General features: G+C 39.6%; 26 protein-coding genes and 1 tRNA gene. 26 read left to right on the plus strand and 1 reads right to left on the minus strand.

All coding sequences use genetic code 11. From position 1 onward, the window contains the following. Positions 1-95 precede the first annotated feature (95 nt). The 15 genes from rpmH (at position 96) to B5771_RS17400 (ending at position 14,261) form a co-directional block, all read left to right on the plus strand. Positions 96-230, plus strand: a complete 135-nt coding sequence (gene rpmH / locus B5771_RS17325) for a 50S ribosomal protein L34 (RefSeq protein ID WP_007777819.1) — start codon at positions 96-98, stop codon at positions 228-230. 240 nt (positions 231-470) lie between these two features. Beyond that, the gene (gene rnpA, locus B5771_RS17330; protein ID WP_047808967.1) at positions 471-812 is read left to right on the plus strand and encodes a ribonuclease P protein component; all 342 of its coding nucleotides are present in this window, start codon (positions 471-473) and stop codon (positions 810-812) included. A 7-nt stretch (positions 813-819) separates the two neighbouring features. Further along, positions 820-1,029 carry a membrane protein insertion efficiency factor YidD gene (gene yidD / locus B5771_RS17335; RefSeq protein WP_083995911.1) on the plus strand — a complete coding sequence of 70 codons (210 nt, stop codon included), beginning with the start codon at positions 820-822 and terminating at the stop codon, positions 1,027-1,029. An 11-nt stretch (positions 1,030-1,040) separates the two neighbouring features. Then, positions 1,041-1,715 (plus strand): YidC/Oxa1 family membrane protein insertase, encoded by a 675-nt coding sequence (locus B5771_RS17340; RefSeq protein ID WP_047808965.1) that lies wholly within the window; start codon positions 1,041-1,043, stop codon positions 1,713-1,715. Between the two features lie 31 nt (positions 1,716-1,746). Next, entirely contained in the window at positions 1,747-2,373 is a 627-nt protein-coding gene (jag, locus tag B5771_RS17345) for an RNA-binding cell elongation regulator Jag/EloR (RefSeq protein WP_088188663.1), read from the plus strand. A gap of 172 nt (positions 2,374-2,545) precedes the next feature. Further along, entirely contained in the window at positions 2,546-3,904 is a 1,359-nt protein-coding gene (gene mnmE / locus B5771_RS17350) for a tRNA uridine-5-carboxymethylaminomethyl(34) synthesis GTPase MnmE (protein ID WP_088188664.1), read from the plus strand. Positions 3,905-3,912: 8 nt separating this feature from the next. Further along, on the plus strand, positions 3,913-5,814 hold the full coding sequence (gene mnmG, locus B5771_RS17355) for a tRNA uridine-5-carboxymethylaminomethyl(34) synthesis enzyme MnmG (RefSeq protein WP_088188665.1): 1,902 nt from the start codon (positions 3,913-3,915) through the stop codon (positions 5,812-5,814). Positions 5,815-5,817: 3 nt separating this feature from the next. Next, on the plus strand, positions 5,818-6,537 hold the full coding sequence (gene rsmG, locus B5771_RS17360) for a 16S rRNA (guanine(527)-N(7))-methyltransferase RsmG (RefSeq protein WP_088188666.1): 720 nt from the start codon (positions 5,818-5,820) through the stop codon (positions 6,535-6,537). A gap of 158 nt (positions 6,538-6,695) precedes the next feature. Further along, positions 6,696-8,141, plus strand: coding sequence for a VanW family protein (locus B5771_RS17365; protein WP_242966874.1), 1,446 nt, complete (start codon positions 6,696-6,698; stop codon positions 8,139-8,141). Positions 8,142-8,295: 154 nt separating this feature from the next. Continuing rightward, the gene (locus B5771_RS17370; protein ID WP_172408315.1) at positions 8,296-9,057 is read left to right on the plus strand and encodes an AAA family ATPase; all 762 of its coding nucleotides are present in this window, start codon (positions 8,296-8,298) and stop codon (positions 9,055-9,057) included. Continuing rightward, complete coding sequence (locus B5771_RS17375; protein ID WP_088188668.1) at positions 9,050-9,904, plus strand: ParB/RepB/Spo0J family partition protein; 855 nt, start codon at positions 9,050-9,052, stop codon at positions 9,902-9,904. Before B5771_RS17370 ends, B5771_RS17375 begins: the two co-directional genes overlap by 8 nt. 1,131 nt (positions 9,905-11,035) lie before the next feature. Continuing rightward, positions 11,036-11,434: an IS200/IS605 family transposase gene (tnpA, locus tag B5771_RS17385; RefSeq protein WP_088188670.1), complete on the plus strand. Its 399-nt coding sequence runs from the start codon at positions 11,036-11,038 to the stop codon at positions 11,432-11,434. 4 nt (positions 11,435-11,438) lie between these two features. After that, positions 11,439-12,536, plus strand: a complete 1,098-nt coding sequence (locus tag B5771_RS17390; protein ID WP_088188671.1) for an RNA-guided endonuclease TnpB family protein — start codon at positions 11,439-11,441, stop codon at positions 12,534-12,536. 490 nt (positions 12,537-13,026) lie between these two features. Next, positions 13,027-13,728, plus strand: a complete 702-nt coding sequence (locus B5771_RS17395) for a DUF554 domain-containing protein (protein WP_088188672.1) — start codon at positions 13,027-13,029, stop codon at positions 13,726-13,728. A 29-nt stretch (positions 13,729-13,757) separates the two neighbouring features. Next, positions 13,758-14,261, plus strand: coding sequence for a DUF4446 family protein (locus tag B5771_RS17400; RefSeq protein ID WP_088188673.1), 504 nt, complete (start codon positions 13,758-13,760; stop codon positions 14,259-14,261). A gap of 1 nt (position 14,262) precedes the next feature. Here the strand turns inward: B5771_RS17400 and yyaC are convergent, their stop codons facing one another. After that, positions 14,263-14,832 carry a spore protease YyaC gene (gene yyaC, locus B5771_RS17405; RefSeq protein ID WP_088188674.1) on the minus strand — a complete coding sequence of 190 codons (570 nt, stop codon included), beginning with the start codon at positions 14,830-14,832 and terminating at the stop codon, positions 14,263-14,265. Positions 14,833-14,948: 116 nt separating this feature from the next. Between yyaC and B5771_RS17410 the strand changes: the two genes are divergently transcribed. From B5771_RS17410 to ssb, 11 genes are all read left to right on the plus strand, one after another. Further along, positions 14,949-15,983, plus strand: coding sequence for a hypothetical protein (locus B5771_RS17410; protein ID WP_088188675.1), 1,035 nt, complete (start codon positions 14,949-14,951; stop codon positions 15,981-15,983). Positions 15,984-16,013: 30 nt separating this feature from the next. Further along, positions 16,014-17,909 (plus strand): selenocysteine-specific translation elongation factor, encoded by a 1,896-nt coding sequence (gene selB, locus B5771_RS17415; RefSeq protein ID WP_088188676.1) that lies wholly within the window; start codon positions 16,014-16,016, stop codon positions 17,907-17,909. Between the two features lie 227 nt (positions 17,910-18,136). Next, a complete protein-coding gene (locus B5771_RS17420) occupies positions 18,137-18,760 on the plus strand; it encodes a CBS domain-containing protein (RefSeq protein ID WP_088188677.1) in 624 nt (207 codons plus the stop codon). 179 nt (positions 18,761-18,939) lie between these two features. Continuing rightward, positions 18,940-19,037: transfer RNA gene (locus B5771_RS24375), tRNA-Sec, on the plus strand. Positions 19,038-19,274: 237 nt separating this feature from the next. Beyond that, positions 19,275-20,012: a CvpA family protein gene (locus B5771_RS17425; protein ID WP_088188678.1), complete on the plus strand. Its 738-nt coding sequence runs from the start codon at positions 19,275-19,277 to the stop codon at positions 20,010-20,012. A 100-nt stretch (positions 20,013-20,112) separates the two neighbouring features. Beyond that, positions 20,113-21,486: an aminopeptidase gene (locus B5771_RS17430; RefSeq protein ID WP_088188679.1), complete on the plus strand. Its 1,374-nt coding sequence runs from the start codon at positions 20,113-20,115 to the stop codon at positions 21,484-21,486. 146 nt (positions 21,487-21,632) lie between these two features. Beyond that, entirely contained in the window at positions 21,633-22,508 is an 876-nt protein-coding gene (locus tag B5771_RS17435) for a mechanosensitive ion channel family protein (protein ID WP_088188680.1), read from the plus strand. A 90-nt stretch (positions 22,509-22,598) separates the two neighbouring features. Further along, positions 22,599-22,805, plus strand: coding sequence for a DUF951 domain-containing protein (locus tag B5771_RS17440; RefSeq protein WP_088188681.1), 207 nt, complete (start codon positions 22,599-22,601; stop codon positions 22,803-22,805). Positions 22,806-22,807: 2 nt separating this feature from the next. Next, positions 22,808-23,908, plus strand: a complete 1,101-nt coding sequence (ychF, locus tag B5771_RS17445; RefSeq protein ID WP_088188682.1) for a redox-regulated ATPase YchF — start codon at positions 22,808-22,810, stop codon at positions 23,906-23,908. A 118-nt stretch (positions 23,909-24,026) separates the two neighbouring features. Further along, a complete protein-coding gene (rpsF, locus tag B5771_RS17450) occupies positions 24,027-24,314 on the plus strand; it encodes a 30S ribosomal protein S6 (protein WP_047808949.1) in 288 nt (95 codons plus the stop codon). An 18-nt stretch (positions 24,315-24,332) separates the two neighbouring features. After that, complete coding sequence (gene ssb / locus B5771_RS17455; protein WP_047808948.1) at positions 24,333-24,737, plus strand: single-stranded DNA-binding protein; 405 nt, start codon at positions 24,333-24,335, stop codon at positions 24,735-24,737. The last annotated feature ends 20 nt before the right edge of the window (positions 24,738-24,757 follow it).

The raw sequence follows: 24,757 nt of genomic DNA on the forward strand, positions 1-24,757 counted from the left end.
GTTGCTTGACAGAATAAAAATTGTTAGAGTATAATCTGTTAGTAAGTCTGTTGCTTCGTAAGCTTCTTCGCTTTTATAAAGGAGGTGTCTTTAAATTGAAAAGAACATATCAACCGAAGAATCGTCGCCATAAGCGAGTTCACGGTTTTTTAAGTCGCATGAGTACGCCAACTGGGCGAAATGTTATAAAACGCCGTCGATTAAAAGGTCGTAAAAAATTATCAGTCTAAGGCCGCAATTATGTGGCCTTTTTTAGTATAACTAGGATAAATAAGCTAACGGTTTTCGCTCAAATGTAAGTGAACTCGTTTAGCTGAAGCTGAACATTGGGTCTTCGGTGGGACATTACCTCTCACCGAAGCAAAGTATTGGATAAATTTAATTCGCTCCGCAAAGCAAAGCAGGTTTAATTTTTAGCTTAAGGAGTTAAAATATGATAGGATTGTCTCTTATATAAGCCTGGAGGGTTTATGCTTAAAAAAGAATTTCGACTACGCAAAAAATCAGGCTTTAAAGTAATTTTTGATAATGGCAATAATTTTTCCGAGAAATATGCCGCTATCTATATTTTAAAAGGCAAACAACAACAACGGTTTGGTTTTATTGCATCAAAAAAGATAGGTAATTCTGTTCAGAGAAATCGTGCGAAGAGATTGCTTCGCGAAGTTGTTCGATTACATATCTCTGAAATTAAGCCAGATATTCAAATTATTTTTATTGCAAGGCCTCGGATCAGAGGAGTTTACTTCCCGGAAGTAGAAACTTCTATTATGATGATGTTGAAAAAAGCAAAGGCTTTAACCACGAAATGAGTCGTTAATGATGAAGAAACTACTAATTCTGCTCTTGCGCTTTTACCAAAAATTTATTTCTCCACTGAAAGGACAAACATGTCGTTTTTATCCGTCCTGTTCTGAATATGCGATTCAAGCGCTGCAAAAGTATGGCTTATTTCGAGGAAGCTATAAATCACTTGTGAGAATATTGAAATGCCATCCGTTTCATCCGGGAGGGCATGATCCAGTTTAAGGAGGGCTTTTGTGAGTATCATTGTGCAATGGATGACCTATTTATTAAATATTTTTTACAATTTATCATCTGCTTTGGGTCTTCCTAATTATGGTGTAGCCATTATCTTATTAACAATTTTGATTAAAACTATTATTTATCCTCTAACCTACAAACAAATGGCTTCGATGCGTAAAACTGTTGATTTACAGCCCAAGATTAAAGCAATTCAAACAAAACATAAAAATGATAAAGAAAAAGCTAATGCCGAAATAATGGAGTTGTATAAAGAGAACCAAGTAAATCCTATGGGTGGTTGTTTACCTATTGTAATTCAATTGCCAATCTTTTGGGGTTTGTACAGTACTCTGCGGAATTTTCCTTATGGGGCTTCTGCTAATGCAGCACATTGGTTTCTTGGATTTGATTTAACAAAAATTTATGGTTTTAGTTTAAGTTATCATATTATTTTACCCCTTTTTGCCGCTGCTACGACCTATTTGCAAACAAAGGTCACGAATCCTAATGCTTCATCAGATCCGACACAGAAAACAATGTTGTACATAATGCCTATATTTTTTGCCTATATTAGTGCTACGGTGCCGTCAGGTTTAGCCTTATATTGGGTTACGATGAATTGTGTTTCAATTCTGCAGCAGCTTTATATTAATCGTAAATTGACAAATCAAAAGAAAAGCGTTGCCTAGATAACGGGGAAGACGTGAGGAGGGATCGTTCATGAGAGTTGTAGAGAAAACCGGCAAAACGGTTGAAGAAGCGATCGCCACGGGGGTTCAAGAATTAGCTGTTGACAGAAAATATGTTCAGGTTGAAATCCTTGAGGAACCTACGAAAAAAGGATTATTTGGTCTTTTCGGTACAAAACTTGCAAAAGTTAGAGTTACTTATGAAGATGATCCAGGACTTCTGGCAACTGGATTTATTCAAAATATTTGTCAAGCTATGGGAGTCAAGGCAGAAACTCAGGTAACTAAGAATTCTGAAAATTGGCATGTTAATATCACTGGACCCGAACTGGGAATTTTAATTGGCCGTCGAGGGGATACCCTTGATGCTTTGCAATATTTAACCAACTTATCAGTATCCAAAAAATTATCTGATCGTGTTCGCATTATTGTTGATGTGGAAGGATATCGGTCTCGTCGTGAAGAAACTCTTATTCGCTTAGCTAAACGCTTGTCTGATAAAGTGAAAAGAACAGGTGTTAGAATTGTTTTGGAACCTATGAATCCTCATGAACGCAGAATTATTCATACTTCTTTACAAGATGACAGTAGGATTTCTACGTTTAGTGAAGGTGATGATCCTAATCGTCGTGTTGTGATTGCTCTAAAAAGAGGTTAAAAGGGTATTACTTTTTAGCTGCCTTAAACTTAATGAAATATGAAGCAAGATATTAGTTGAGTTGAGGGGGAATAACCCCTCTTTTTTATATTAGATACATCCAGACTTCGGTGGGGGACTTTAGCTCCATCCGTTTTATGATAGGATAAATAGTTGCTTTGGAGATGATTAAGTGGAAGATACAATTGTTGCTTTGGCTACTGCTATGGGAGAAGCAAGTATCCATATAGTTAGGCTAAGTGGCCCAGAGTCAAGACGAATTATTGATGAATGTTTTATACCTAGATCAAGAGAACGATGGTTACGTCAGGATAATTTCACACTTACTCTTGGTGTTTTCCAAGACGAGGATCGTGTCCTTGATGAGGTTCTGATTGGCAGGATGTCTGCTCCTAACTCTTTTACAGGAGAAGATGTTTATGAGATCAATTGTCATGGCGGACCTTTTGTTGCGCAGCGAATTCTCCATACCTGTCTCCGCTATGGTGCTCACCCTGCTGAACCGGGCGAGTTTTCTAAAAGAGCTTTTTTAAATGGGAAATTAGATTTAATACAGGCTGAGGCGATTATTGATTTAATTACGTCTAAGACTGAGACTTCTGCTAATTTGGCTTTATCACAACTTAGCGGTGGATTAACAAAAATAATAATGGATCTTAGAGAAAAAATATTGGAAACTTTAGCCTTTATTGAAGCGAGTATTGATTTTCCAGAGGATGATGTTGAAACTTTAGATCGAGAATCATTAGCGAACCGATTGGAAGAAGCTCTGGCAATAGCGAGGGATTTATTAGAAGGAAGTAAGACCGGTAAAATTTTACGCGAAGGACTTCTTACTGTTATCGTTGGACGACCCAATGTTGGCAAATCAAGTTTATTAAATGCTTTATTAAAAGAAGACCGTGCTATAGTAACTGACATTCCAGGTACGACGCGAGATGAGATTAGGGAATATGTCAGCGTGGGAGGAATTCTTCTCCAACTGGTAGACACTGCTGGAATTTGGGAAAGTCAGGATATTGTAGAACGTTTGGGAATTGAAAGAACATGGAATGCCTTAAAAAATGCCGATCTTATTATTCTAGTCATTGAAGCTAATGTTCAACTATCTGAGGATGAATTATATATTTTAAAGACATATTCTGATAAAATAATTGTTTTAGTCAATAAAATTGATTTACTAGAGAATGAAAAAATTGATATACCTAATATTGATCACTGGATTTCTTTTTCAGTTCTTTTACACAAAGGCTTTGATGATTTAGAGAAGGAGATAAAAAGAAGAGTTTACCAAGGGGAGATAATTAATTCAGCTGATCCTCTGCTCTCCAATACTCGTCAAATCTCTTCTTTAGAACATTGTTATGCTGCTCTTCAACAGGCTAAGATTAGCTTTAATTCAACTATGCCATGGGATATCCTTTCTATAGATATACGTCAAGCACTTCAATACATTTCTGAGCTGACTGGACATCATGTTCAAGATTCTTTGCTCGATGATATTTTTTCACGATTTTGCATTGGAAAGTAGGTTTAGTTTTGGAATACTTCGCTGGTAATTATGATGTTATTGTTGTTGGAGCCGGGCATGCAGGATGTGAAGCAGCTTTAGCTGCCGCAAGGCTTGGCTGTGAGACCTTGTTAATTACTTTAAACCTTGATACGATTGCCCATATGCCTTGTAATCCTTCAATTGGCGGACCCGCGAAAGGGCATTTAGTTCGTGAAATTGATGCTCTTGGAGGGCAGATGGGTATAAATGCAGATGAAACATCCTTACAAGTTAAGATGTTAAATACCGGTAAGGGCCCGGCTGTTTATGCCTTAAGAGTTCAATCGGATAAACAAGCGTATCAAAATCGGATGCGCGCAGTCTTGTTTAATCAGCCTAATTTGACAGTTGTTCAGGGTTTAGCGGAACGATTGGTTATCGATCAATATCAAGTAACAGGTGTTGTGACCAGGACCGGCGCTCGCTTCGAATCTAAAAATATTGTCTTAACGAGCGGTACATATCTACGTGGACGAATAATCATTGGTGATTCTATGTACGAGGGCGGACCAAATGGACAAATGCCCGCTATGTCTCTCTCTCAATCTCTGAAGGAGATTGGTATAGAATTAGGAAGATTCAAGACCGGAACTCCGCCAAGGATTCATCGCCATTCCGTTGACTATTCTCAGCTTAAACTCCAACCTGGAGATGACTCTTTATGGACTTTTTCATTTCTTCCCACAGAGAGTATTTTTTGGCATAAGGACCCTTCCCAACAAGTTCCCTGTTGGCTTGGCTATACTTCATCCAAAACTCATGAAATTATTCGTGATAATCTTTATCGTGCACCTCTTTATTCAGGAAAAATTGAGGGAGTTGGCCCAAGGTATTGTCCTTCGATCGAAGATAAAGTTGTTCGTTTTGCTGAACGTGATGCTCATCAAATTTTTCTCGAACCTGAAGGATGGAATACCGATGAACTTTACGTTGCCGGTTTATCGACCAGTATGCCTGAAGAAGTACAGACTGAAATTCTCCAAAGTATTCCTGGTTTAGATCATGTAAAAATGATGCGACCTGGTTATGCTATAGAATATGATTATGTTTATCCCCACCAGTTGTCTTTAAGTCTTGAGGTTCGTCAGTTGTCTGGTTTATTTACTGCTGGTCAGTTAAATGGCACCTCAGGATATGAAGAAGCTGCAGCTCAGGGGTTAATGGCCGGTATCAATGCTGCTTTACGATGCTTGGAGCGAGAACCTTTTGTGCTGCGTCGATCTGATGGATATTTAGGTGTTATGATTGATGATTTAGTTACCAAAGGTGTCAAGGAACCCTATCGGTTATTAACATCTAGGGCTGAGTATCGATTAGTTCTGAGACAGGATAATGCCGATCTCCGACTTACTGAAAAAGGGCGTCTTATCGGTTTAGTTGATGATGAGCGCTGGTTACGATTTCAACATAAAAAACAGGATTTTTATGAAATAAAAAATCTTTGGAAGTCAACGGTTTTTTCTCCCTCAAATCAGGAATTGAAAAACATAATGGCTGAAGTAAATTCTACTCCGCTGCGTGGAGGAATTAATGCTTCTGATTTAATTCGCAGACCCGAAATTACTTTAAATCATATGCTTGAATTAATTCCTGAATTAAAGGGTTATTCCCAAGAAGTGTTAGAAGAAGCAGTTATAGAAACAAAATATGCTGGTTACATTGATAAACAATGGGCTGATATTGAAAAGTTTGCCAAGATGGAAGATAGAATATTAGCAGATGACTTTAACTATGGCGAGTTAAAAGGTTTATCTACCGAAGGCAGACAACGGCTGATGGAAGTGCGGCCTCTTAATGTGGGTCAAGCTTCTCGAATTACGGGTGTTACGCCGGCTGATATTTCAGTTTTACTTGTTTTCCTAGAACAACGGCATCGAGGGAGAAAATAAGTAATGTTTAATGTGTTTGCTTCACAACTTAAAGATCTGACGTTATTAAATTTAGGTTATAAATTATCGGACGAACAGGTTAACCAATTTTGTGCATATGGAGATCTTTTACTTGAATGGAATCAGAAGTTAAATCTGACAAGAATTATTGAACCATTAGATATTATTCTAAAGCACTTTGTTGATTCTATGGCAATTGAAAAATATCTAAAAGGTAATAAATTAGCGGACATAGGTACAGGTGCCGGTTTTCCAGGCCTACCAATTAAAATATTACGGCCTGAATTGGAGGTAAACTTAGTTGATTCATTGAAAAAACGTTTAGATTTCCTTGATGTTGTGATTTCAAAATTGAATTTAAAGAACACAAGAACAGTTCATGCTCGTGCCGAGGACTTTGGTCGAAATGCGCAGTATCGGGGTACATTTGATTGCGTTAGTTCTCGAGCAGTGGCCCGTCTTCCAATCCTGCTGGAGTACTCCCTTCCTATATTAAAGAAAAATGGGCTATTTATTTCTCTCAAAGGATTACAGGCTCAAGAAGAGCTTAAAGAATCTCAAGCTGCTTTGAATGTTTTAGGTGGAAATGTAGAATGCGTTGAAACCTATAATTTCGGTGAAACTGCGGAACATCGAGCTATTATTGTCATAAAAAAGGTTAAGGAAACACCTTCAACATTTCCTCGTAAGGCAGGTATACCTGCAAAGTCGCCGATTCATTAAATCAAAAAAAATATATAGTTGACGAGAATCAAAGCTCAATTGTCCTGCTTTACTACAATATTTGGTAAAGCTCTTTTTAACGTTAATGAAGGGAATATGATTTTAACGTCGAATAAATAGGATTAATATCGTTTTAGTTAACAATGAGGAGGTGCGATTTGGACGAGTCAATAGAACAGAGAATTAATAGTCAGACTGAAATGATATCGACCGAGACATTACCTAAGGCATCTAAATCTATTCGAAACCGTCGGATAAGAAGAAATCGCACATCTAAAAGAAAGATATTTTATATAGTTGCTGGGGTGGTTGTGTTTTTATTTGTTGCTTGTGGTTCCTTCATTGGTTACTACACTTGGGATCAGCATACTATTGTTGACGGTGTAAAAATTTCTGGAATTAATGTCAGTAATATGACTCAATCACAGGCTAAAAGCGCTGCTAACAAGGAAATTGATCTTTTGCTAAATCAAACGGTTAAACTATCTGACGGTCAGCATAGTAATGACGTTAAATTAAGTGATTTAGGGCTCTCGATTTCAGCCGATAAGGCCTTACAAGATGCCTATGATCTTAGTAGAACTGGTTCAATATATCATAGAATTGTTGCTAAAATGGATGCTGCCAAAGGGGTTAGTTTTAAGTTCTCTTCGCAGTGGGATGATAAAAAAATGCAAGAGAGCTTAGATAAGTTATTTGGACAATATAATAAGCCTGCTATTGATGCCACCTATAAAATTACTAATGCAAATACGATGCTTATAGAACATGAACAAACTGGATCAATTTATGATGTTGATGGCTTGAAATCTCAAATCAAAGCAATCAATTACTTAAATCCTGTATCTGAGCTTAAAGTTAATTTTAAAGAGCAACAACCAAAGGTTACTGCCGCACAACTCGAGGGAGAAAAAATTACCGGTCTTTTAGCGTCTTACACAACTCATTTTGATCCTTCTCAGACTGCACGTACCGAAAACGTTCAGCTTGCTGCAAAATCTCTTGATATGGCGGTTATTAAACCTGGTGATATTCTTTCCTTCAATAATATTGTAGGGGAGAGGACAGTCGCAGGCGGGTATAAGGATGCTTACATTATTGTTAATGGTAAATTTATTCCCGGTTTAGCTGGAGGGATCTGTCAGGTTTCCAGCACGTTATATAATACTGGTCTGTTAGCAGATCTTTCTGTTGTTCAAAGAACGAATCATGATCTTGCTATTACGTATGCACCTCTTGGCCAAGATGCAACCGTTGCATATCCTGATTTAGACCTTAAATTTAGGAATAATACCGGTGGTTATGTGTTAGTACGGACAAGGACAACGTCAAATACCTTAACCATTGATCTCTATGGAAAAGTTAAACCTGGCCAGGAAGTTGCGATTACGGATACAACTGAATCGGTAGTTCAACCTGATGAACAGCGGGTTGTCGATAAAACGTTAAAACATGGTGAGACGGTTGTTAAACAACAGGGTCAACCGGGATATGTCGTCAATTCCATACGAACGGTTAAGTTGAATGGAAAAGTGGTTAGTTCCGAGCCTCTGCAAAAAAGTGTTTATAAGGCTCTCCCAAAAATTATTAATATTGGGCCTTGATATTATTTACTTTGCATTATGGAAATAAATATTTTTGAAACTCTAAAAAAAGCGTTCGAAAACGCTTTTTTTATTACTATTGGTTTGATAGTATTTAAAGTATATGTAAACCTTTCAGAGTGGCAGTTAGATAAAAAGGAAGTGTATGTTATTGATATCGAAAGTGATCGCAATTGCTAATCAAAAAGGCGGTGTGGCTAAAACCACTACGGCTATAAATTTGAGTGCTTGTCTGGCGGAACTGGGATATAACGTTCTACTTATCGACTTAGACCCACAGGGGAATGCTACGAGTGGGTTGGGAATTGCGAAGAATAAGTTAGTACGTTGTGTTTATGATGTTCTAATCAACGATGTTACCATTGAACAAGTGATTCAGAAGTGCGATCAGAAAAACTTAAAAGTAGTGCCGGCTAGAATTCTTTTAGCAGGTGCGGAAATCGAGTTGGTTTCTCAAGAGTATCGCGAGACCAAGCTCAAACTTTCATTAAACAATGTCCTTGCCAATTACGATTTTGTTTTTATTGATTGTCCTCCTTCTTTGGGACTTTTGACTATTAATGCTTTGGCAGCAGCAACGGACGTTTTAATTCCTATCCAATGTGAATATTACGCTTTGGAGGGGTTAACTCTCCTGATGAATACTCTAGAAAGAGTTCGCAAACATATTAATCCTAATCTTAATATTTTAGGTGCTTTATTAACAATGTTTGATGCGCGAACAAATCTAGCAATACAGGTTGTTGATGAAGTAAAAAAGTATTTCCCCCAGAAGGTCTTTCGAACAATAATATCGCGTAATGTTCGGCTAAGTGAAGCGCCGAGCCATGGAAAATCAATTAATATTTACGATAGCCGCTCGAGAGGAGCAGAAGTATACAGGGAGCTGGCGAAGGAGGTCTTAGAACGTGTCTAAAAAGGGTTTAGGTCGTGGCCTTCAAGCACTTCTATCTGACGAGATGGATGAAAATCCCGTAATTAAGGAAATTCCCCTTTCAGAAATCGAACCAAATCCTGAACAACCTCGACGGGAATTTGAGCAGAATGCTCTCAATGAGTTAGCTGATTCAATCCGTGAACATGGCTTACTTCAACCTATTTTAGTGAGGCCTGTTGGTGAACGTTATATCATAATCGCTGGTGAGAGACGTTTAAGAGCTGCAAAAATTGCAGGAATCACTAAGATTAACTGTATTGTGCAATTATGTACTGATCAAGAAATGGCTGAGAGAGCAATTGTTGAAAATATTCAAAGGGCTAACTTATCTCCTTATGAAGAAGGAATGGCTTATCATCGACTTATTCAGGAATATGGTTTAACTCAAGATCAAGTTGCCCAGAAAGTTGGTAAAGCTAGAACGACCATAGCCAACTTATTGCGGATTATTCAATTACCAGATGTAATTTTAGAGATGTTAAAATCTGAAAAGCTGTCATTAGGGCATGCTAAAGTTTTATTAGGAGTTAAGGATACATCTTTACAAGTTATTGCTGCAGAGAAAACTGTAAGAGAGCAATTGTCCGTTCGTGAAACAGAGGAACTTATCAATCGTCTGTTAAAGCCTACAGAAAAGATTAAAACCGGTCCTAAAACTAATGGACAGCCTGCTGATCTTAGACATGTTGAAGATCGTCTTCGAGCCAACTTTCAAACTAAAGTACAGCTGAAAGGCAACCTAAAACGCGGAAGAATAGAAATTCAATATTTCTCAGAAGAAGAATTAAACAGACTTTTAGATATTTGGGATATTCAAGTGGAGTAAAGGCATAGGAACCACCTTCACTTGAAGAGGTGGGAGTTATACGATTAATAAAGTTTTACTGTTCCACGTGGAACAAAATTTCTAAGTATTTTTCCATTTGTTTTTAAGACTCCCACTTCTATAAGTGTGTGGGGGGAGGTCCTTCGTTAACTTCAGGTGGCAATAATAATGTCCACTGGAGATTATTGTATCTAAAGCTCTGTTAATTCACTTTTAGTTGAACGAGCTCACTGTGTATTCTAAACAGCAGTATGAATCTATTTAATGTTTGCTTTATTGTTCCACGTGGAACACTCACTTGGACTTACTGAATAGCCCTGAGGTTTAAGGAATTGCAATAATGAAAAACGGGGCAAATACCATGTTCTAAAAAGTATGACTAAGTATTGTCAATGAAGTGATCAAACATAAATAGAAGACTTTGTTTTAGCCTTAGAATGTAAAAAAAATAAGAAACATATGCCCAACATTTTAGTTCACGTAAAAGAACAGCCAAATCTCTGCGCATGGCTCCGGAACTATTATCATCAAAGAAAAATCTATTTCCGATTGTTAATCGGCTTAGAATATGCTCAAGATGATAAACCTCCCTTTGACCCATCACTCATGGTTCACTTTAGAATGCGATTAGATAAGAAACCATGATGACAATCAACGAAATAATCAGTCATTAGAAAACCAGCCGGCTAAACTTGGTATATCATTGAAAATGACGAACAGGATCCTTAAGGTCATGGGGTGCCGCCTCTTTTAGTTGGCGTTTCCGAAGATATGTTAAACAACAATCAGCAAACAAACAAGGTGAAATTACTCCTGGATGCAACGCGTACTCCGCTGATGTATGCTAGCCAACAGATCCTTCGCTGCCAAATGAAGCTAGAGAAAACAGCAGCAATCATCGACAGCTTGTATCCTGGGGATTTAACAATTCTTCTCAGTCCCCAAACAACATAAGTCTTTAACGAATACCATACGTAAAGCCATAGGTAAAAAGCTTGGATATGTAGGAAGAAACTTAATTACAGAAACGTAGCCAAAAGCCCACGGTTTCAATCGTGGGATGAAGGCGGCTCCCGTTTCGTTTCTAAATAATCCGTTGTAGTATAATTGAACAACTGATACAATAATGATATGGGACAAGACTATCGACGAACAAGCACCACTGTTTCTTTAATCAACTATCATTTTGTTTTTTGCCCACGCTACAGACGCAAGGTATTAGTAAATGACGTAGATAGAAGGTTTAGGGAGATTCTGCAAGAACTATGTGATGAACATTCTTTAATGATTGTGGCATTAGAAATAATGCCAGACCATGTTCATTTTTTCGTGAACGCTCTACCTTCTATTAGTCCATCAGACATTATGGCAAAAGTGAAAGGAGTGACATCAAGAAAACTACGGCAGGAATTCCAACACCTGCAGCACTTGCCTAGTCTGTGGACTCGTTCTTTCTTTTGCTCTACGGCTGGCAATGTATCTAGTGAAACGATTCAGCGATACATTGCTGAACAAAAAACAAGGGGGTAAGCATTTGCAAATCACCATAAAAATCAAGCTGCAGCTGACAAGTGAACAACGTCAGCTACTGAGTGAAACTACTAAAGAGTACATACGCTTGGTCAATCAGGTTGTTTCAGACTTCGTTTCAGCAGACGCGCATCTCAACTATTCAAGTAAAGACGTAGTGGCGATCCTACCCAGTGCCGTTAAAAATCAAGCCCTTCGAGAGGCCAAGAGTGTTTTCACGACGTACAAAAAAACGGTTAAAGCAAACGCCAAACTAAAACCTGAAGAACAGAAAGAAATTAAAGTCCCTATACTCAAAAAAGCGGTAGCTATCTGGAACAATCAAAACTATGCGGTTAAAGGCAATATACTCTCGTTTCCTGTAATTATTGACGGCAAATCACAGCGTCTTGAGATTGAAGCTATCCTAACGAATTATCAGCAAGAACGGCTGATCGGTAAATTGGGCAGCCTTAGAATAACGCAAAAGTCAGGTAACTATATGGCTCAAATCGCTGTCGAAGCTACTAAACAACTCAATATAGCCGATAAGGTTATGGGTGTTGATTTAGGGCTTAAAGTTCCTGCTGTGACTACAACTGAATCTGGTAAAACCAAATTCTTCGGTAATGGCAGACAAAATAAGTTTATCAAGCGTAAACATCGGTCAGTTCGTAGAAAACTTGGCAAACTGAAGAAACTCAAAGCTATACGAAAACGCCATGATAAAGAACAACGTTGGATGAACGATACTGACCATAAAGTGAGCCGACAGATCGTGAATTTCGCGAAAGAAAACGATGTGGGAGTCATTCGATTAGAAAAACTTTCTGGTATACGCCAGACGGCAAGAACAAGCCGTAAAAACGAGAAGAATCTACATACTTGGAGCTTCTATCGCCTAGCATCGTTTATCGAGTACAAGGCCTTTCTGGAAGGTATTCGAGTTGAATACGTGAATCCTAAATACACTAGCCAAACATGCCCGTCTTGTGGTAAACGTAACCATGCTAAAGACAGAAAGTATCAATGTGAATGTGGATTTAAGGCTCATCGAGATCGAGTTGGGGCGATTAATATAATCTCTGCAACTGTGGTAGCTGGTAACAGGCTATCAGCCTAGAGTACCATTGTGTACTGCTCTAGGACGGGCTAATGGCATAGCCCTGAACTTGGGGTCATACTCCGATACTAGAAATAGATTTCGGTTTAATCACCCAAGAATCCCACCGGCTTCAGCCGTGGGAGTGTCAATTCTTGTTCCACGTGGAACACTTACCGAAGTTGTTTTGCGGATCAAATCCTTGGGAGTTGCGATAACCGCTGCTACGGCATAAAGAATTGATCCAATCGTAAAAGACTCCCACTTTTAATAAGTGGGAGTGGGTAGTGTCCCCCCCAGAAGTCCCGTTGTTCGGCTTTAACTGAACGAGTTCACTTCTCATGAGTGGCCAAGGCTCAGGGAGTTGAAAGCTGCAAGTGTTCCACGTGGAACAGAGATTCTAAATTATGTTCCACGTGGAACATAATCAAAGAACTGAGTTAATGTACTTGAGATATAAGGATTATCTCATCACTATTTTTAACGTGTTACGGAAGGTGGTAAACTCAAGTTGTTAGGTACAATAGTAAACGCTATGGCAATTATCTTTGGCGGCCTTATCGGTCTATTCTTTGGACAAGCACTTTCAGAAAAGATGAAGACTACGGTGATCCAAGGAATTGGACTTGTAGTTTTACTTATTGGCATAACTATGGCCATACAAACAAAAAATACTCTGGTTGTTATTGCGAGTCTTGTATTGGGCGGAATAATAGGCGAATTGATAGATATAGAACTACGCTTAGAAAATTTTGGCCGCTGGTTGGAAAGCAAACTTGCAAGAAATGGGGAAAAATCTGGTTTTACTAAGGCATTTGTTACAGCAAGTTTAATTTATTGTGTTGGTGCAATGGCTATAATGGGTTCTCTGGAAAGCGGGCTAAAGGGTAATTATAATATACTTTTCGTTAAAGCGACGTTAGATGGAACTTCCGCAGTAGTATTTGCTTCCTCAATGGGTCTTGGCGTTTTAGCATCAGCAATTCCGGTATTTATCTATCAAGGAGCAATTACTCTAGGAGCAGGACTGCTTCAGGGAATATTATCAGGTCAAGTTGTGTCAGAAATGGGGGCTGTCGGAGGACTATTAATTGTTGGCATCGGTTTTAATATCTTAGAAATAAAAGAAGTAAAAGTGGGTAATCTATTACCGGGTATTTTTATTGCTATTCCGATAACCCTTTTGTTCACGAAATTTCATTTAGGTATGTAAAGGCTATAAATTAAAGGAGGCAATTTCCCTTGACATTATTATTAGGAACATCACCTGCTATTTGGTGGGGATTTGGAGTATTAGTTATCTTAGTAATTATCGCTTATAGTATTAGCATAATATTATTTAGACGTATGAAACGCTTCGAGGAGGCATACTTAACATTAAAAACCTTCATGTCAGGCGATGATCTGGAAAGTATACTTCATGAGTTTCAACAAAAATTAGGCGATCAAGAGACAAAGTTAGAACAATGTGCTAAACGGCTTGATCCAATTGAACTAAAATTAAAAGCAAGTGTTGATCGAGCAGCAATGGTCCGTTATCGAGCATTTGAAAATGTAGGAAGCGATTTAAGCTTTGCCTTAGCATTACTAAATCAAGATGGAGATGGAATTGTCTTAAACTCGATTCATAGTCGGGAAGATTCAAGGGTATATGCTAAACCTATCAGTGGTGGGCAATCTACTTATACCTTAGCTGATGAGGAAAAAGAAGTAATTGCAAAGGCAATGATCGGTCCTAAAATCTAATTTAATGATAGTAAGTTTTTAAATAAGAACGAGCAATAAGGGAGCTAATGTTCTCGGACATTTTCCACACCAAGTTAAGGCGAGTATTTTGCAAAACAATGAATTCCATAAATCCACCGACATTAACAATACCAGTCATATGAGCTTCTCCAACTTCAGGCAGCTTCTTATGAACTCCGGCGCCTGGTTTTAAGGGTCCATCAGCAAGAGTAATGCAGCCAATCGAATCCAGGCGCCCGAGACAAGCATCGACTGCAATAATAAAAGGCTCGTGGTATGATTCTCGGATTATTTGGAGTGTATCTCGGAGGTTAGTTGCATGGACAGGATCATCAAGAGTACCGTAAACATGAAGCTGAGGGAGCTTTAAACGAGAAAGATGAGTTCCGATCAGCGGGCCGAGAGCATCACCTGTAGAACGGTCAGTTCCAATGCAAAATATGATTGGCTGACGTTGTTTTGCCGAGATAAATAACTCCGAAAGCCTTGTTTCCAGTTTTGCTTTCGCAAAACTGTCATCAACATGGGCTTTAATTTTTTGTGGTTCATGGATTAATGAAAAGAAACTCACAAACTACCCTCCTAAATTTCCTAAGGATATTCATCTATTATATTTTCCAAAGGACAAGCCATTTATGCATGATATCCCTCTTAAGACCATAAGTATGATGGCGAGGAGGAAAGTGCATGAAATGGAAAACGTCGTTTCAAGTGGCAGCCACATATGTAGGTGCTGTTATGGGAGCAGGTTTTGCATCGGGCCAAGAAATCCAACAGTTTTTTGCCCGTTTTGGAGTATGGGGACTAGCAGGGATCGTTATAAGTTCTTTTCTGTTTTCACTATTAGGATGGTGTATGATTGATCTTCAAGAACGTTGGAAAGTTTCATCATACCCGATGTTCTTTGACCGTTTATTAAGTTCAAGATGGGGAAATTGGGCTGATGGACTTGTAAGCGTCCTATTATTTGTAGGAATGATGGCAATGATATCGGGGGGCGGTGCCTTATTCAATGAATACTTTGGTTTCTCAAGATGGTATGGGATCATTTTAACGGATTCCGTTATTGCTCTAGCCTTATGGTTTCGTGGAGAGGGAGTATTATGGATTAATACTGTATTAATTCCTTTAAAGTTTGCGTTTTGCCTGGGTATTGCAGCCTTAGCAGTTTTTTTAGCCAAACCCGGAGATGGTGAGGGAATTGTTGTTTTAGCAAATCCAATCGTAAACAATTGGGCCTTTTCTGCAGTCCTTTATGTTTCTTTTAACTTAACATTAGCTATGGTGGTTTTTGCCTCTCTGGGAAAGGATGTACAAAGGAGTGGGGCACGCTTAGGGGCAATACTTGGAGGAGCAGCTTTAGGAATATTTGCGTTTATAATCGGTGCAGCATTGCTTAGATTTCCGGAAGTCCTGGGACTAGAAATACCAATGGTTGCAGTTGCGGGAAAACTTGGTGATTGGGCGGCATTTTTTTACGTTGTTGTCCTTTGGCTAGCCATGATTACAGCCGCCATAGGGAATGGATTTAGTCTGGTGACCCGGGTTGTAGAGACAGGAAAATTAGATTATAATCGAACAACATTGATATTATTGCTTCTTCTTTTGCCAATAGCAGGCGTGAAATTCTCACAAATAGTTCAATTCATCTATCCACTATTTGGTTACCTGGGATTAGTGTTTATGCCTGCTATTTTGTATTTGTGGATGACTAAGAGATAATACAAAAAATAAATTATAAGGGGAACAGTAATGGTTGAGAGACATTATTTAGTTGGAACAGCAGGACATGTTGACCACGGAAAGACAGAGTTGATACGTGCTCTTTCAGGCATTGAAACGGATCGATTAAGAGAAGAAAAGCAGCGAGGGATTTCAATTGAGCTCGGTTTTGCGCACATGCTGCTGCCAAGCGGACGGAAAGTAGGAATAGTAGACGTTCCGGGACATGAGAAGTTTATCCGGCAAATGTTAGCTGGAGCAAGCGGTATGGATATTGTCATGTTAGTGATAGCAGCTGATGAAGGAATAATGCCTCAGACAAAGGAGCATTTGGATATTTTAACGCTGCTTGAAATTCCTCGCGGAATTGTTGTTATCAATAAGGTCGATCTCGTTGATGAGGAATGGCTTGAACTTATGGAAGAGGATGTTCGTGAAAAGCTAAAAGATACAGTTTTTCATGATGCTCCCATCTGCCGTGTATCAGCAGTAAAAGGTTTAGGAATAGATGCGTTAAAAAACGAGATCGACAATTTGCTCTCAGAAGTGGAATGCAAAAGCTCTTCAGGTCCCATTCGAATGCCGATTGACCGAGTGTTTAGTATTCAAGGATTTGGTACGGTAGTTACCGGAACGTTACAGAGCGGTACTATAAGTTTAGGGCAGGAGCTTTTAATTGAACCAGGAGAGATCGCTGCTAAAGTTCGCTCAATTCAAGTGCATAATCAAAAGGTCAAAGATTCCGGGGCCGGACAACGAGTAGCGGTTAATCTTGCAGGAGTCGAAGTTGCCGAGGTTGAGCGAGGATCAGTCCTAGTTTCTCCGAAGGTATTTCAAGTTGGAAATATTCTTGATCTATCACTGCATAATCTACCGTCCTCTGTCAAACCGATTACCCAAAGACAGAGGGTCCGGTTTCATTTAGGAACAACTGAAATATTAGGCAGAATTCACTTGCTGAATCATGACGAACTCCCTCCTGGTCAAAATGGGTTTGCTCAAATCCTTTTAGAAGAACCAGTATTGGCGGCTCCCGGTGACCGATTTGTCCTCAGGTTTTATTCACCCACCCAAACTATTGGCGGAGGTAAAGTTTTAGGAGTAGCCGATTTTAAGAAGAAGCGTTTTAAAGAAAATGTATTAGAGCAGATGAGAATAAAAGATTTAGGAGACCCTTTAGAGTTATTAGAAAAAGAAATCAATGAGCCAAGAAGTTTTGAGGAACTGTTAACTCGCTTACAGATTAATGCTGAGGAATTAGATAAACGCCTAACCACTCTGAAAAACAATAACAGGGCAGAAATATTCATGGAGGATGATACCAAGTTATTGTGGGGGACCGAAGCAGCAGAAAAGTGGCGTCGTGCCTTAATTGAGGTTGTGATGAACTATGAGAAGCAAAATCCCTTACGACTTGGAATTAGCCGAGGGGAGTTGAAGACACGTCTCGGCATACAATGGACAAACCGTCGCTGGCAGACAGTACTTGAACAAGGTGCAAAATATAATGCATATTATCTAAAGGGAAGTAAGGTCCAAACAACTGAACAAGCAATTATGCCTCCGCTAATAGCAACACGGCTTCAGGAATTAAGCAGTAGATGGGAATCATTTAAACTCATGCCGCCGGATTTACAAGCAGGGGCAGAAAATGCAGGTATTTCAAAGAATGAAGCTGTAGAATATGCTCAATATTTATGTGAGATAGGTGAGTGGATTCATATTGATCAATTGTATTATCCTCAAAAGGAAATTAAGGAAGCTCAAACGGTGTTAACAGATTTTCTTAAAAAACAGGGTGAAATTGCTGTTTCTGAGGTTAGAGAACTATTGGGAATTTCAAGAAAATATGCAGTTCCTCTGCTTGAATATTTTGACCAGCAAAAAATCACCAAGCGGATTGGTGATAAAAGAACACTTTATTAATCGTATTGTTAAACAGAATTAAACAATTGACACAATAGTGCAAGAATTATAAAATATCTATGTAAATGAGGAGAATTTATCCAATTGTAAGACTCCAGCTTCGACAAGTGTGAATGGTTCCCATACCTTGATTCAGCGGGGTAGAGTCCCTCAGCAAAACCCCGATGTTCACTTTAGCTGAACGAGTTCACTTAAAGTATATTTAAATAGAGAAGGGGTAAGGAAACATGTATGTTCGTCAATTTATGACCGCCCAAGTATTCACGATCTCTCCAAATGAGTCTATTGCTGAAGCTATGGCTCTTATGCGTGAGAAAAAGATTGACCGACTGCCTGTCGTAGAAAAGGAAAAGCTAATAGGACTTGTAACTGATGGAGATCTTAGGGAAGTATCACCTTCTCCGGCGACAACACTTAGCATCTTTGAGCTCAACTATCTTGTTGCCAAAACGACAATCCGAGAAATTGCGGTTAAAAGGGTCATTACCTGTCATCCTGATATGGGTATTGAAGATGCGGCTTTGCTCATGAGAGAACATAAAATTGGAGGCTTGCCGGTTGTAGAAAACGAGAAGCTGGTAGGAATTATAACGGGCTATGATATATTGGATGCGTTCCTGGATATTATGGGCTCGCGCAGTCCCGGAGAACGTTTTGTGATTGAACGAAAAGACGAAAAAGGTGTTTTGCTGGACATCGCAACGACGTTTAAACAATATGATACTAATGTTACAAGCCTAGCTTTCTATCATTTGCGAGAAAATAAATTTCAGTTATTGGCTCACCTTCAAGGAGAGCAACTTACTGAGGTTAAAACGTCATTAGAGGGAAAAGGCTATAATATTCGTTAAGTCAATCGCTAATATAGGATGACCATTCGACCATGAGTGGACAGTTAACAAAATATTTTGTTGCGTCCACTTTTAGTTTTGGGTATTAACTTAATTAGATTTAGCAGTTCTTTTGCTCTGATTCTTGAGGACACACTTCCATATTATAAGAGAATATGTTAAAATTACTGACGTTGAATGGGGATGGATGGTGGCTGGTGCTGCTCCCGGACTTCAAATCCGCGTGTCGGGACGCAGAACGTTCCGAGGTGTGTTCGATTCGCACGCATCCCCGCCATACTTTATTTGTAAGACTATCACGTCTCCAAGTGGGAGTGGTTCCCACACGATGCATAGTTAGGTAGTCAAGAAACAAAAGTCAAATTGTGGATATTTAAGTGATGAGACAGCGAAAAGCTGTCTTTTTAGCCATTGTGGGGTCCTTTTTTGGAAGAGAACAAGGAGAAGGATTTTCGGATTGGAGAATAGAATAGGTAACACATGGAACTAGAATTATGAACAAAGGGGGGACTGTATGAATCTAATTGACATTCTGATCTTGGGATTTATTTTGTTCGGTGCATTATCTGGTTATCGGAAAGGACTTCTAACCAGTATTATACATTTAGTGAGTTATGTAGTAGGCTTTTTGGTTGCTTCAAGGGAATATAATTCGGTTCTGTGTTGGATAGAGCAATATTTCCCTCTTCGGCAATGGCTGGAGCCTATTGTATATAAAACAATTCTCCCGCTGATTCAGACCAAAGCTTCATCTTTAGAACAACAAATATTGGGAAACATTGTTGGGTCTTTACCTGAAGAGTGGAGGAGCGTTTTTTCTTCAGTTAATATTACAGGTCAACCAATGACACAAACCATTGAGAAAGTCAGTCAGCGTTTAGCAGAAACTCTCACAGACAGACTGCTGAATCTTCTTGCCTTTGCATTAGTGTTTTATGGCCTTGTACTTTTAGTTCAATTAAGTATGACCATTTTATTAAAACCCTTAGGAATTTGGGGTAGTGCTCTTAACCGAGGGGGAGGTCTTTTTATAGGTGCTTTAAGCTCAACCATAGGGCTGGCTGTTTTGGCGGGATTAATTTCTCCCCTTTTAAAAGTTGGCTTTGGCGGCGGCTTTGCAACGCTCTTGCAGACATCAACAGCTTACCCATATTTAGTGAAAATTTTTAATGGGATAGACCAAGCTTTGGCGACTCAAATTAGTCAAAAATTAATTGACCCCCTCATTAAAGAAAAAGGACTTTGGTTTTAATACATAAATTTAGATCTGAAGAAGAAAACTTAGATTGTGATAAGAGGTTTAATATCCACCTTCACTATAAAATGCATCTTAAAAAGTAAGGAGTTTTTTTGTGAGTAAGCAAAAGAAAACGTTAGCTTGGGACGACCTTTCACTATCGGATAAGGAAGGGCAGAATGTAAACGATTATTTATCCTTCCTCAGTGAGGGAAAAACAGAAAGAGAATCTTGGAGGATAATTGAACGATATGCCGCTGCTGCTGGATTTAATCTGCTGTCTGAGGCGAGGACATTCGCAAGCGGTGAAAAAATTCGCTTAGGAGTCCGTGATAAAGCGGGCATTTTAGCTATTGCCGGCAAACGTCCCTTAAACGAGGGATTCCGTTTAATTGCCGCTCACATTGATGCACCTCGCCTTGACCTAAAACCGTGTCCTTTATACGAGGAAGAAGGACTTGCTTTTTTTAAAACTCACTATTACGGCGGAATAAAGAAATACCAATGGACAGCACTGCCTCTCGCCCTTCATGGTGTGGTTATCTTGGAAAATGGCCAGAAAGTCGACGTAGTCATTGGAGAAGACGAGAAAGATCCTATATTTACAATCAATGATTTATTGCCGCACTTAGCGAAGGATCAGTATGATAAAAAATTGCGCGAAGCCATTCCAGGGGAAGGCCTGAATCTTTTGTTGGGGCACAACCCCGCTGAAAATAAGGGAGAAGAGCGGGTTAAAGGTGCGATTCTCGATATTCTTAAGGAAAAATACGGGATGAACGAGGAAGACTTTGCCAGCGCTGAACTCGAGATTGTTCCGGCAGGGAAAGCCCGCTGGGCAGGATTAGATAAAAGTTTTATCGCCGGTTACGGGCAGGATGACCGAATTTGTTCCTTCGCCGCCTGGAAGGCAATCGAGGCTGTAGAAACTCCTGAATGGACAACAGTTGTTCTTTTTGCCGATAAAGAGGAAATTGGCAGCTCTTCTAATACGGGAATGAAAGCGTATTACTTGGAAAATTTTATTGGAGAACTCATTGCTTTACAAACCGGGGGCTATAATGGACTTTTGGTAAGACGATCGTTAGCAAATAGTAAGGCACTCTCGGCAGATGTCGCCGCTGCGTATGACCCTAATTTTGCTGAGGTTATGGACAAACGGAATGCTGCTTTCCTTGGACGAGGCATTGTTGTTTGCAAGTATACAGGAGCCAGAGGAAAGGTCGAATCGAATGATGCTAATCCTGAATTTGTAGCCGAAGTGCGCCGCATTTTTAACGAAAATAAAATTTCTTGGCAAATCGCTGAGCTGGGTAAAGTTGACCAAGGAGGCGGCGGAACTATTGCTCAGTATATGGCAGTATACGGCATGGAGGTTTTAGATTGCGGTGTTGGACTCTTAAGCATGCATGCTCCTTGGGAAGTTTCTTCAGTAGCTGATTTCATTATGTTAATGCGAGGATATCAAGCCTTTTTGCTATCTAAATAGCTTACTGTCTGTTTTACGGCGTTGGTTTTTATTCAGCTTTAGCTGAACGAGTTCACTTGTGAATCAGCATAAGTATGGCATAATATGATGTTTAAACGAGTTTAACTAGAGGCAGAAAAAGGCAGTAGAAAAAGGACGAATTAGAAATGAATGTCTCATGGCTACCCCATAATATTACTGGTTTAAATTGGCAGGATCTAGAATCCTTTGTTCTAAATAGCTTGTTGTATATTGTCGTGCTTTTGATTCTCGCTCGTCTGGCCTATGGTTTGTTGATTTACTTTTTAAGGCGGATGTTAGTTGAGCGAAAAGGCAAGATACTGTTAGAGGATCGAAAAGCGAATACCTTGTTCTCCCTTTTGCGCAGCATATCCTTTTATCTGATGACATTTTTGGTTGGCTTGCAGATACTCCAGCGTCTTTTCAATTTTCCTACGGGGACATTATTGGCTTCAGCAAGCGTTTTAGGTGTTGCCCTGGGGTTTGGATCGCAAAGCCTGGTCAAAGATATGATCAGCGGCTTTTTTATACTTTTTGAAAACCAATTTTCAGTGGGAGATTATGTGAAAATCGGTGAGTTTTCGGGTACAGTCGAAGAGACAGGTGTTCGGACAACTCACCTAAGGGCCTGGGGCGGGGAATTGCATATTATCCCAAACGGGAGTATAACAGCGGTTACTAACTTTAGCAGAGGAAAAATGTTGGCCAATGTTGAGATTCAAATACCTTATGAAGAAGATCTTGAAAAGGCAATGGATGTGATGCGGGCAGTCTGTGAGGAAGTTACCGCCGAATTTGGTGAAAAAATTGTTGAGGCACCTACTGTCCAGGGAATAACTCAATTCGGAGAACGAAATGTTGTTCTCAGAGTGATTGCTTTTACAAAGCCTGATGAACAGTGGGAATTAGAGAGAGAGTTACGGCGCAGAATTCACAGTGCATTTTTAAAAGAAGGAATACAAACACCTCGCTTTCAAAGTGTTATTATTACGGATCCTACGAAAGGTTCAGTTCGAGAGTGAAGCAAGGTTTGGGAACCAACTCCACTTGTAGAAGTGCGAGTTTTACGATTGGTTAAAAAACTGAATAGTTTTTAGGAGGAAGTCACAGACATGGTTCAATTAAATGTGGGGGATATTGTACGGCTAAGAAAACCGCACCCCTGCGGAAGTCTGGAATGGAAAATTATGAGGACCGGTATGGATTTTCGGATCCAGTGTTTGGGATGCCAACATCAAGCGTGGATTTCACGTGTAAAGCTTGAGCGCAATATCAAGGAGATTCTTCAGAGCGCTGAGGAAAATGAAAAAGGAGTGTAATCATGACATTACATGCTGGAATTGTCGGTTTGCCGAATGTCGGTAAATCAACGTTATTCAATGCTATTACCCAAGCTGGCGCGGAGGCGGCCAACTATCCCTTTTGTACGATTGATCCGAATGTTGGTATGGTAGAAGTACCGGATTCTCGCCTGCAAAAACTTGCTGAGATGGTTCATCCTAAAAAAATAGTGCCGGCGACTGTTGAGTTTGTTGATATTGCGGGGTTGGTTAAAGGGGCAAGCAAAGGAGAAGGCTTAGGAAACAAATTTCTTTCGCATATCCGTGAAGTGGACGCAATTGTACACGTTGTGCGCTGTTTTGAAGATTCAAATGTCGTTCATGTTGAAGGGTCGATTGATCCCAAACGGGATATTGAAACCATAGATCTTGAATTGATTCTTGCCGATATGGAAAGTATTGAGAGACGTTTGGAACGTTCGAGCAAACTTCTGAAAATGGGCGATAAAAAAGCGCAGGTTGAAGTTGAGCTTTTGAATCGGCTGAAAGATGTGTTCAATCAGGGTAAAGGGGCGCGCACACTGACTTTTTCAGATGAAGAGCAGGAAATTATTAAAGGGCTTTCGCTGCTGACCTTAAAGCCGGTCCTTTATGTCGCCAATGTACGAGAAGATGGCTTGGACAATACAGCAGATAATCCATACGTTCAACAAGTTCGAGAAATTGCTGCCGCGGAAGGGGCAGAAGTTGTCGTCGTCTGTGCCCAGATTGAAGCGGAAATTGCAGAACTTGAGGCGGACGAAAAAGAAGTTTTTCTTCAGGATTTAGGATTAAAGGAATCAGGACTTGACCAGCTAATTAGAGTTTCCTTTCATCTCCTCGGCCTTATGACATTTTTCACGGCAGGTCCCATGGAAGTCAAAGCGTGGACAATTTATCAAGGGACAAAAGCGCCCCAGGCAGCTGGAGTAATTCACACAGATTTTGAGCGGGGCTTTATCCGAGCCGAAGTGGTATCCTATGAGGATTTTGTTGAAAATAATGGTTTGAACGGAGCCAGAGATAAAGGTTTAGTTCGGCTTGAAGGAAAAGATTATGTAATGCGAAATGGTGATATTGTACATTTTCGCTTTAATGTATAGGCATTTTACGGCGATAATAGTTGCTTTTGAGCGGACAAAATGTTATAATTTTTAACTGGTAATAAAAATATCCCTGCTCCGTTTACGGGGCCGTTTTAGTCCGAGGGGAGGTGCAAATATGAAAGCGTACGAAATACTTTATATTATCCGGCCAGATATGGATGAGGAAGCTACGAATGCCCTTGTTGACCGTATAAGTGGACTCGCTTCCAGCAATGGCGGGCAAAATGTAACGGTTGATAAGTGGGGTAAACGTCGTTTGGCTTATGAAATCAAGGATTACAAAGAAGGCCAATATGTCCTCATGAACTTTGAAGCCGAAGGAAAAACATCCCAGGAAGTTGAAAGAAATATGAAAATTTCCGATGATGTCATTCGCTTTTTAACCGTTAAAAAAGATGATTAAGAGGGCGGTGGGGCAACCATGTTGAATCGGGTCGTTTTGATTGGCCGTTTAACTAAAGACCCCGAATTGCGTTACACTCCTACAGGAGTTGCTGTAACCAATTTTACATTGGCAATTGATCGCAATTTTAAAAATGCTCAGGGAGAACGAGATACGGATTTTATACCTTGCGTTGTTTATCGGCAGCTTGCTGAATTTACTGCGAATTATTTGGCAAAAGGAAAAATGGCTGCCGTCGACGGAAGAATTCAAGTTCGTTCCTATACAGCTCAAGATGGACAAAAACGATGGGTTACGGAAGTTATAGCGGAAAGTGTTCACCTCTTAAGTCCCAAAGACAGCGGAGGTCAGGATCTTAATGCTCAAACTGGAACTCGTTCCTTTGGACATGAAGTAAATTTGGATGATGACATCCCATTCTAATATAAGGAAGGGAGATTTGT

The sequence above is a fragment of the Desulfosporosinus sp. FKA genome (genome assembly GCF_002196785.1).
Taxonomy (GTDB): domain Bacteria; phylum Bacillota; class Desulfitobacteriia; order Desulfitobacteriales; family Desulfitobacteriaceae; genus Desulfosporosinus; species Desulfosporosinus acididurans.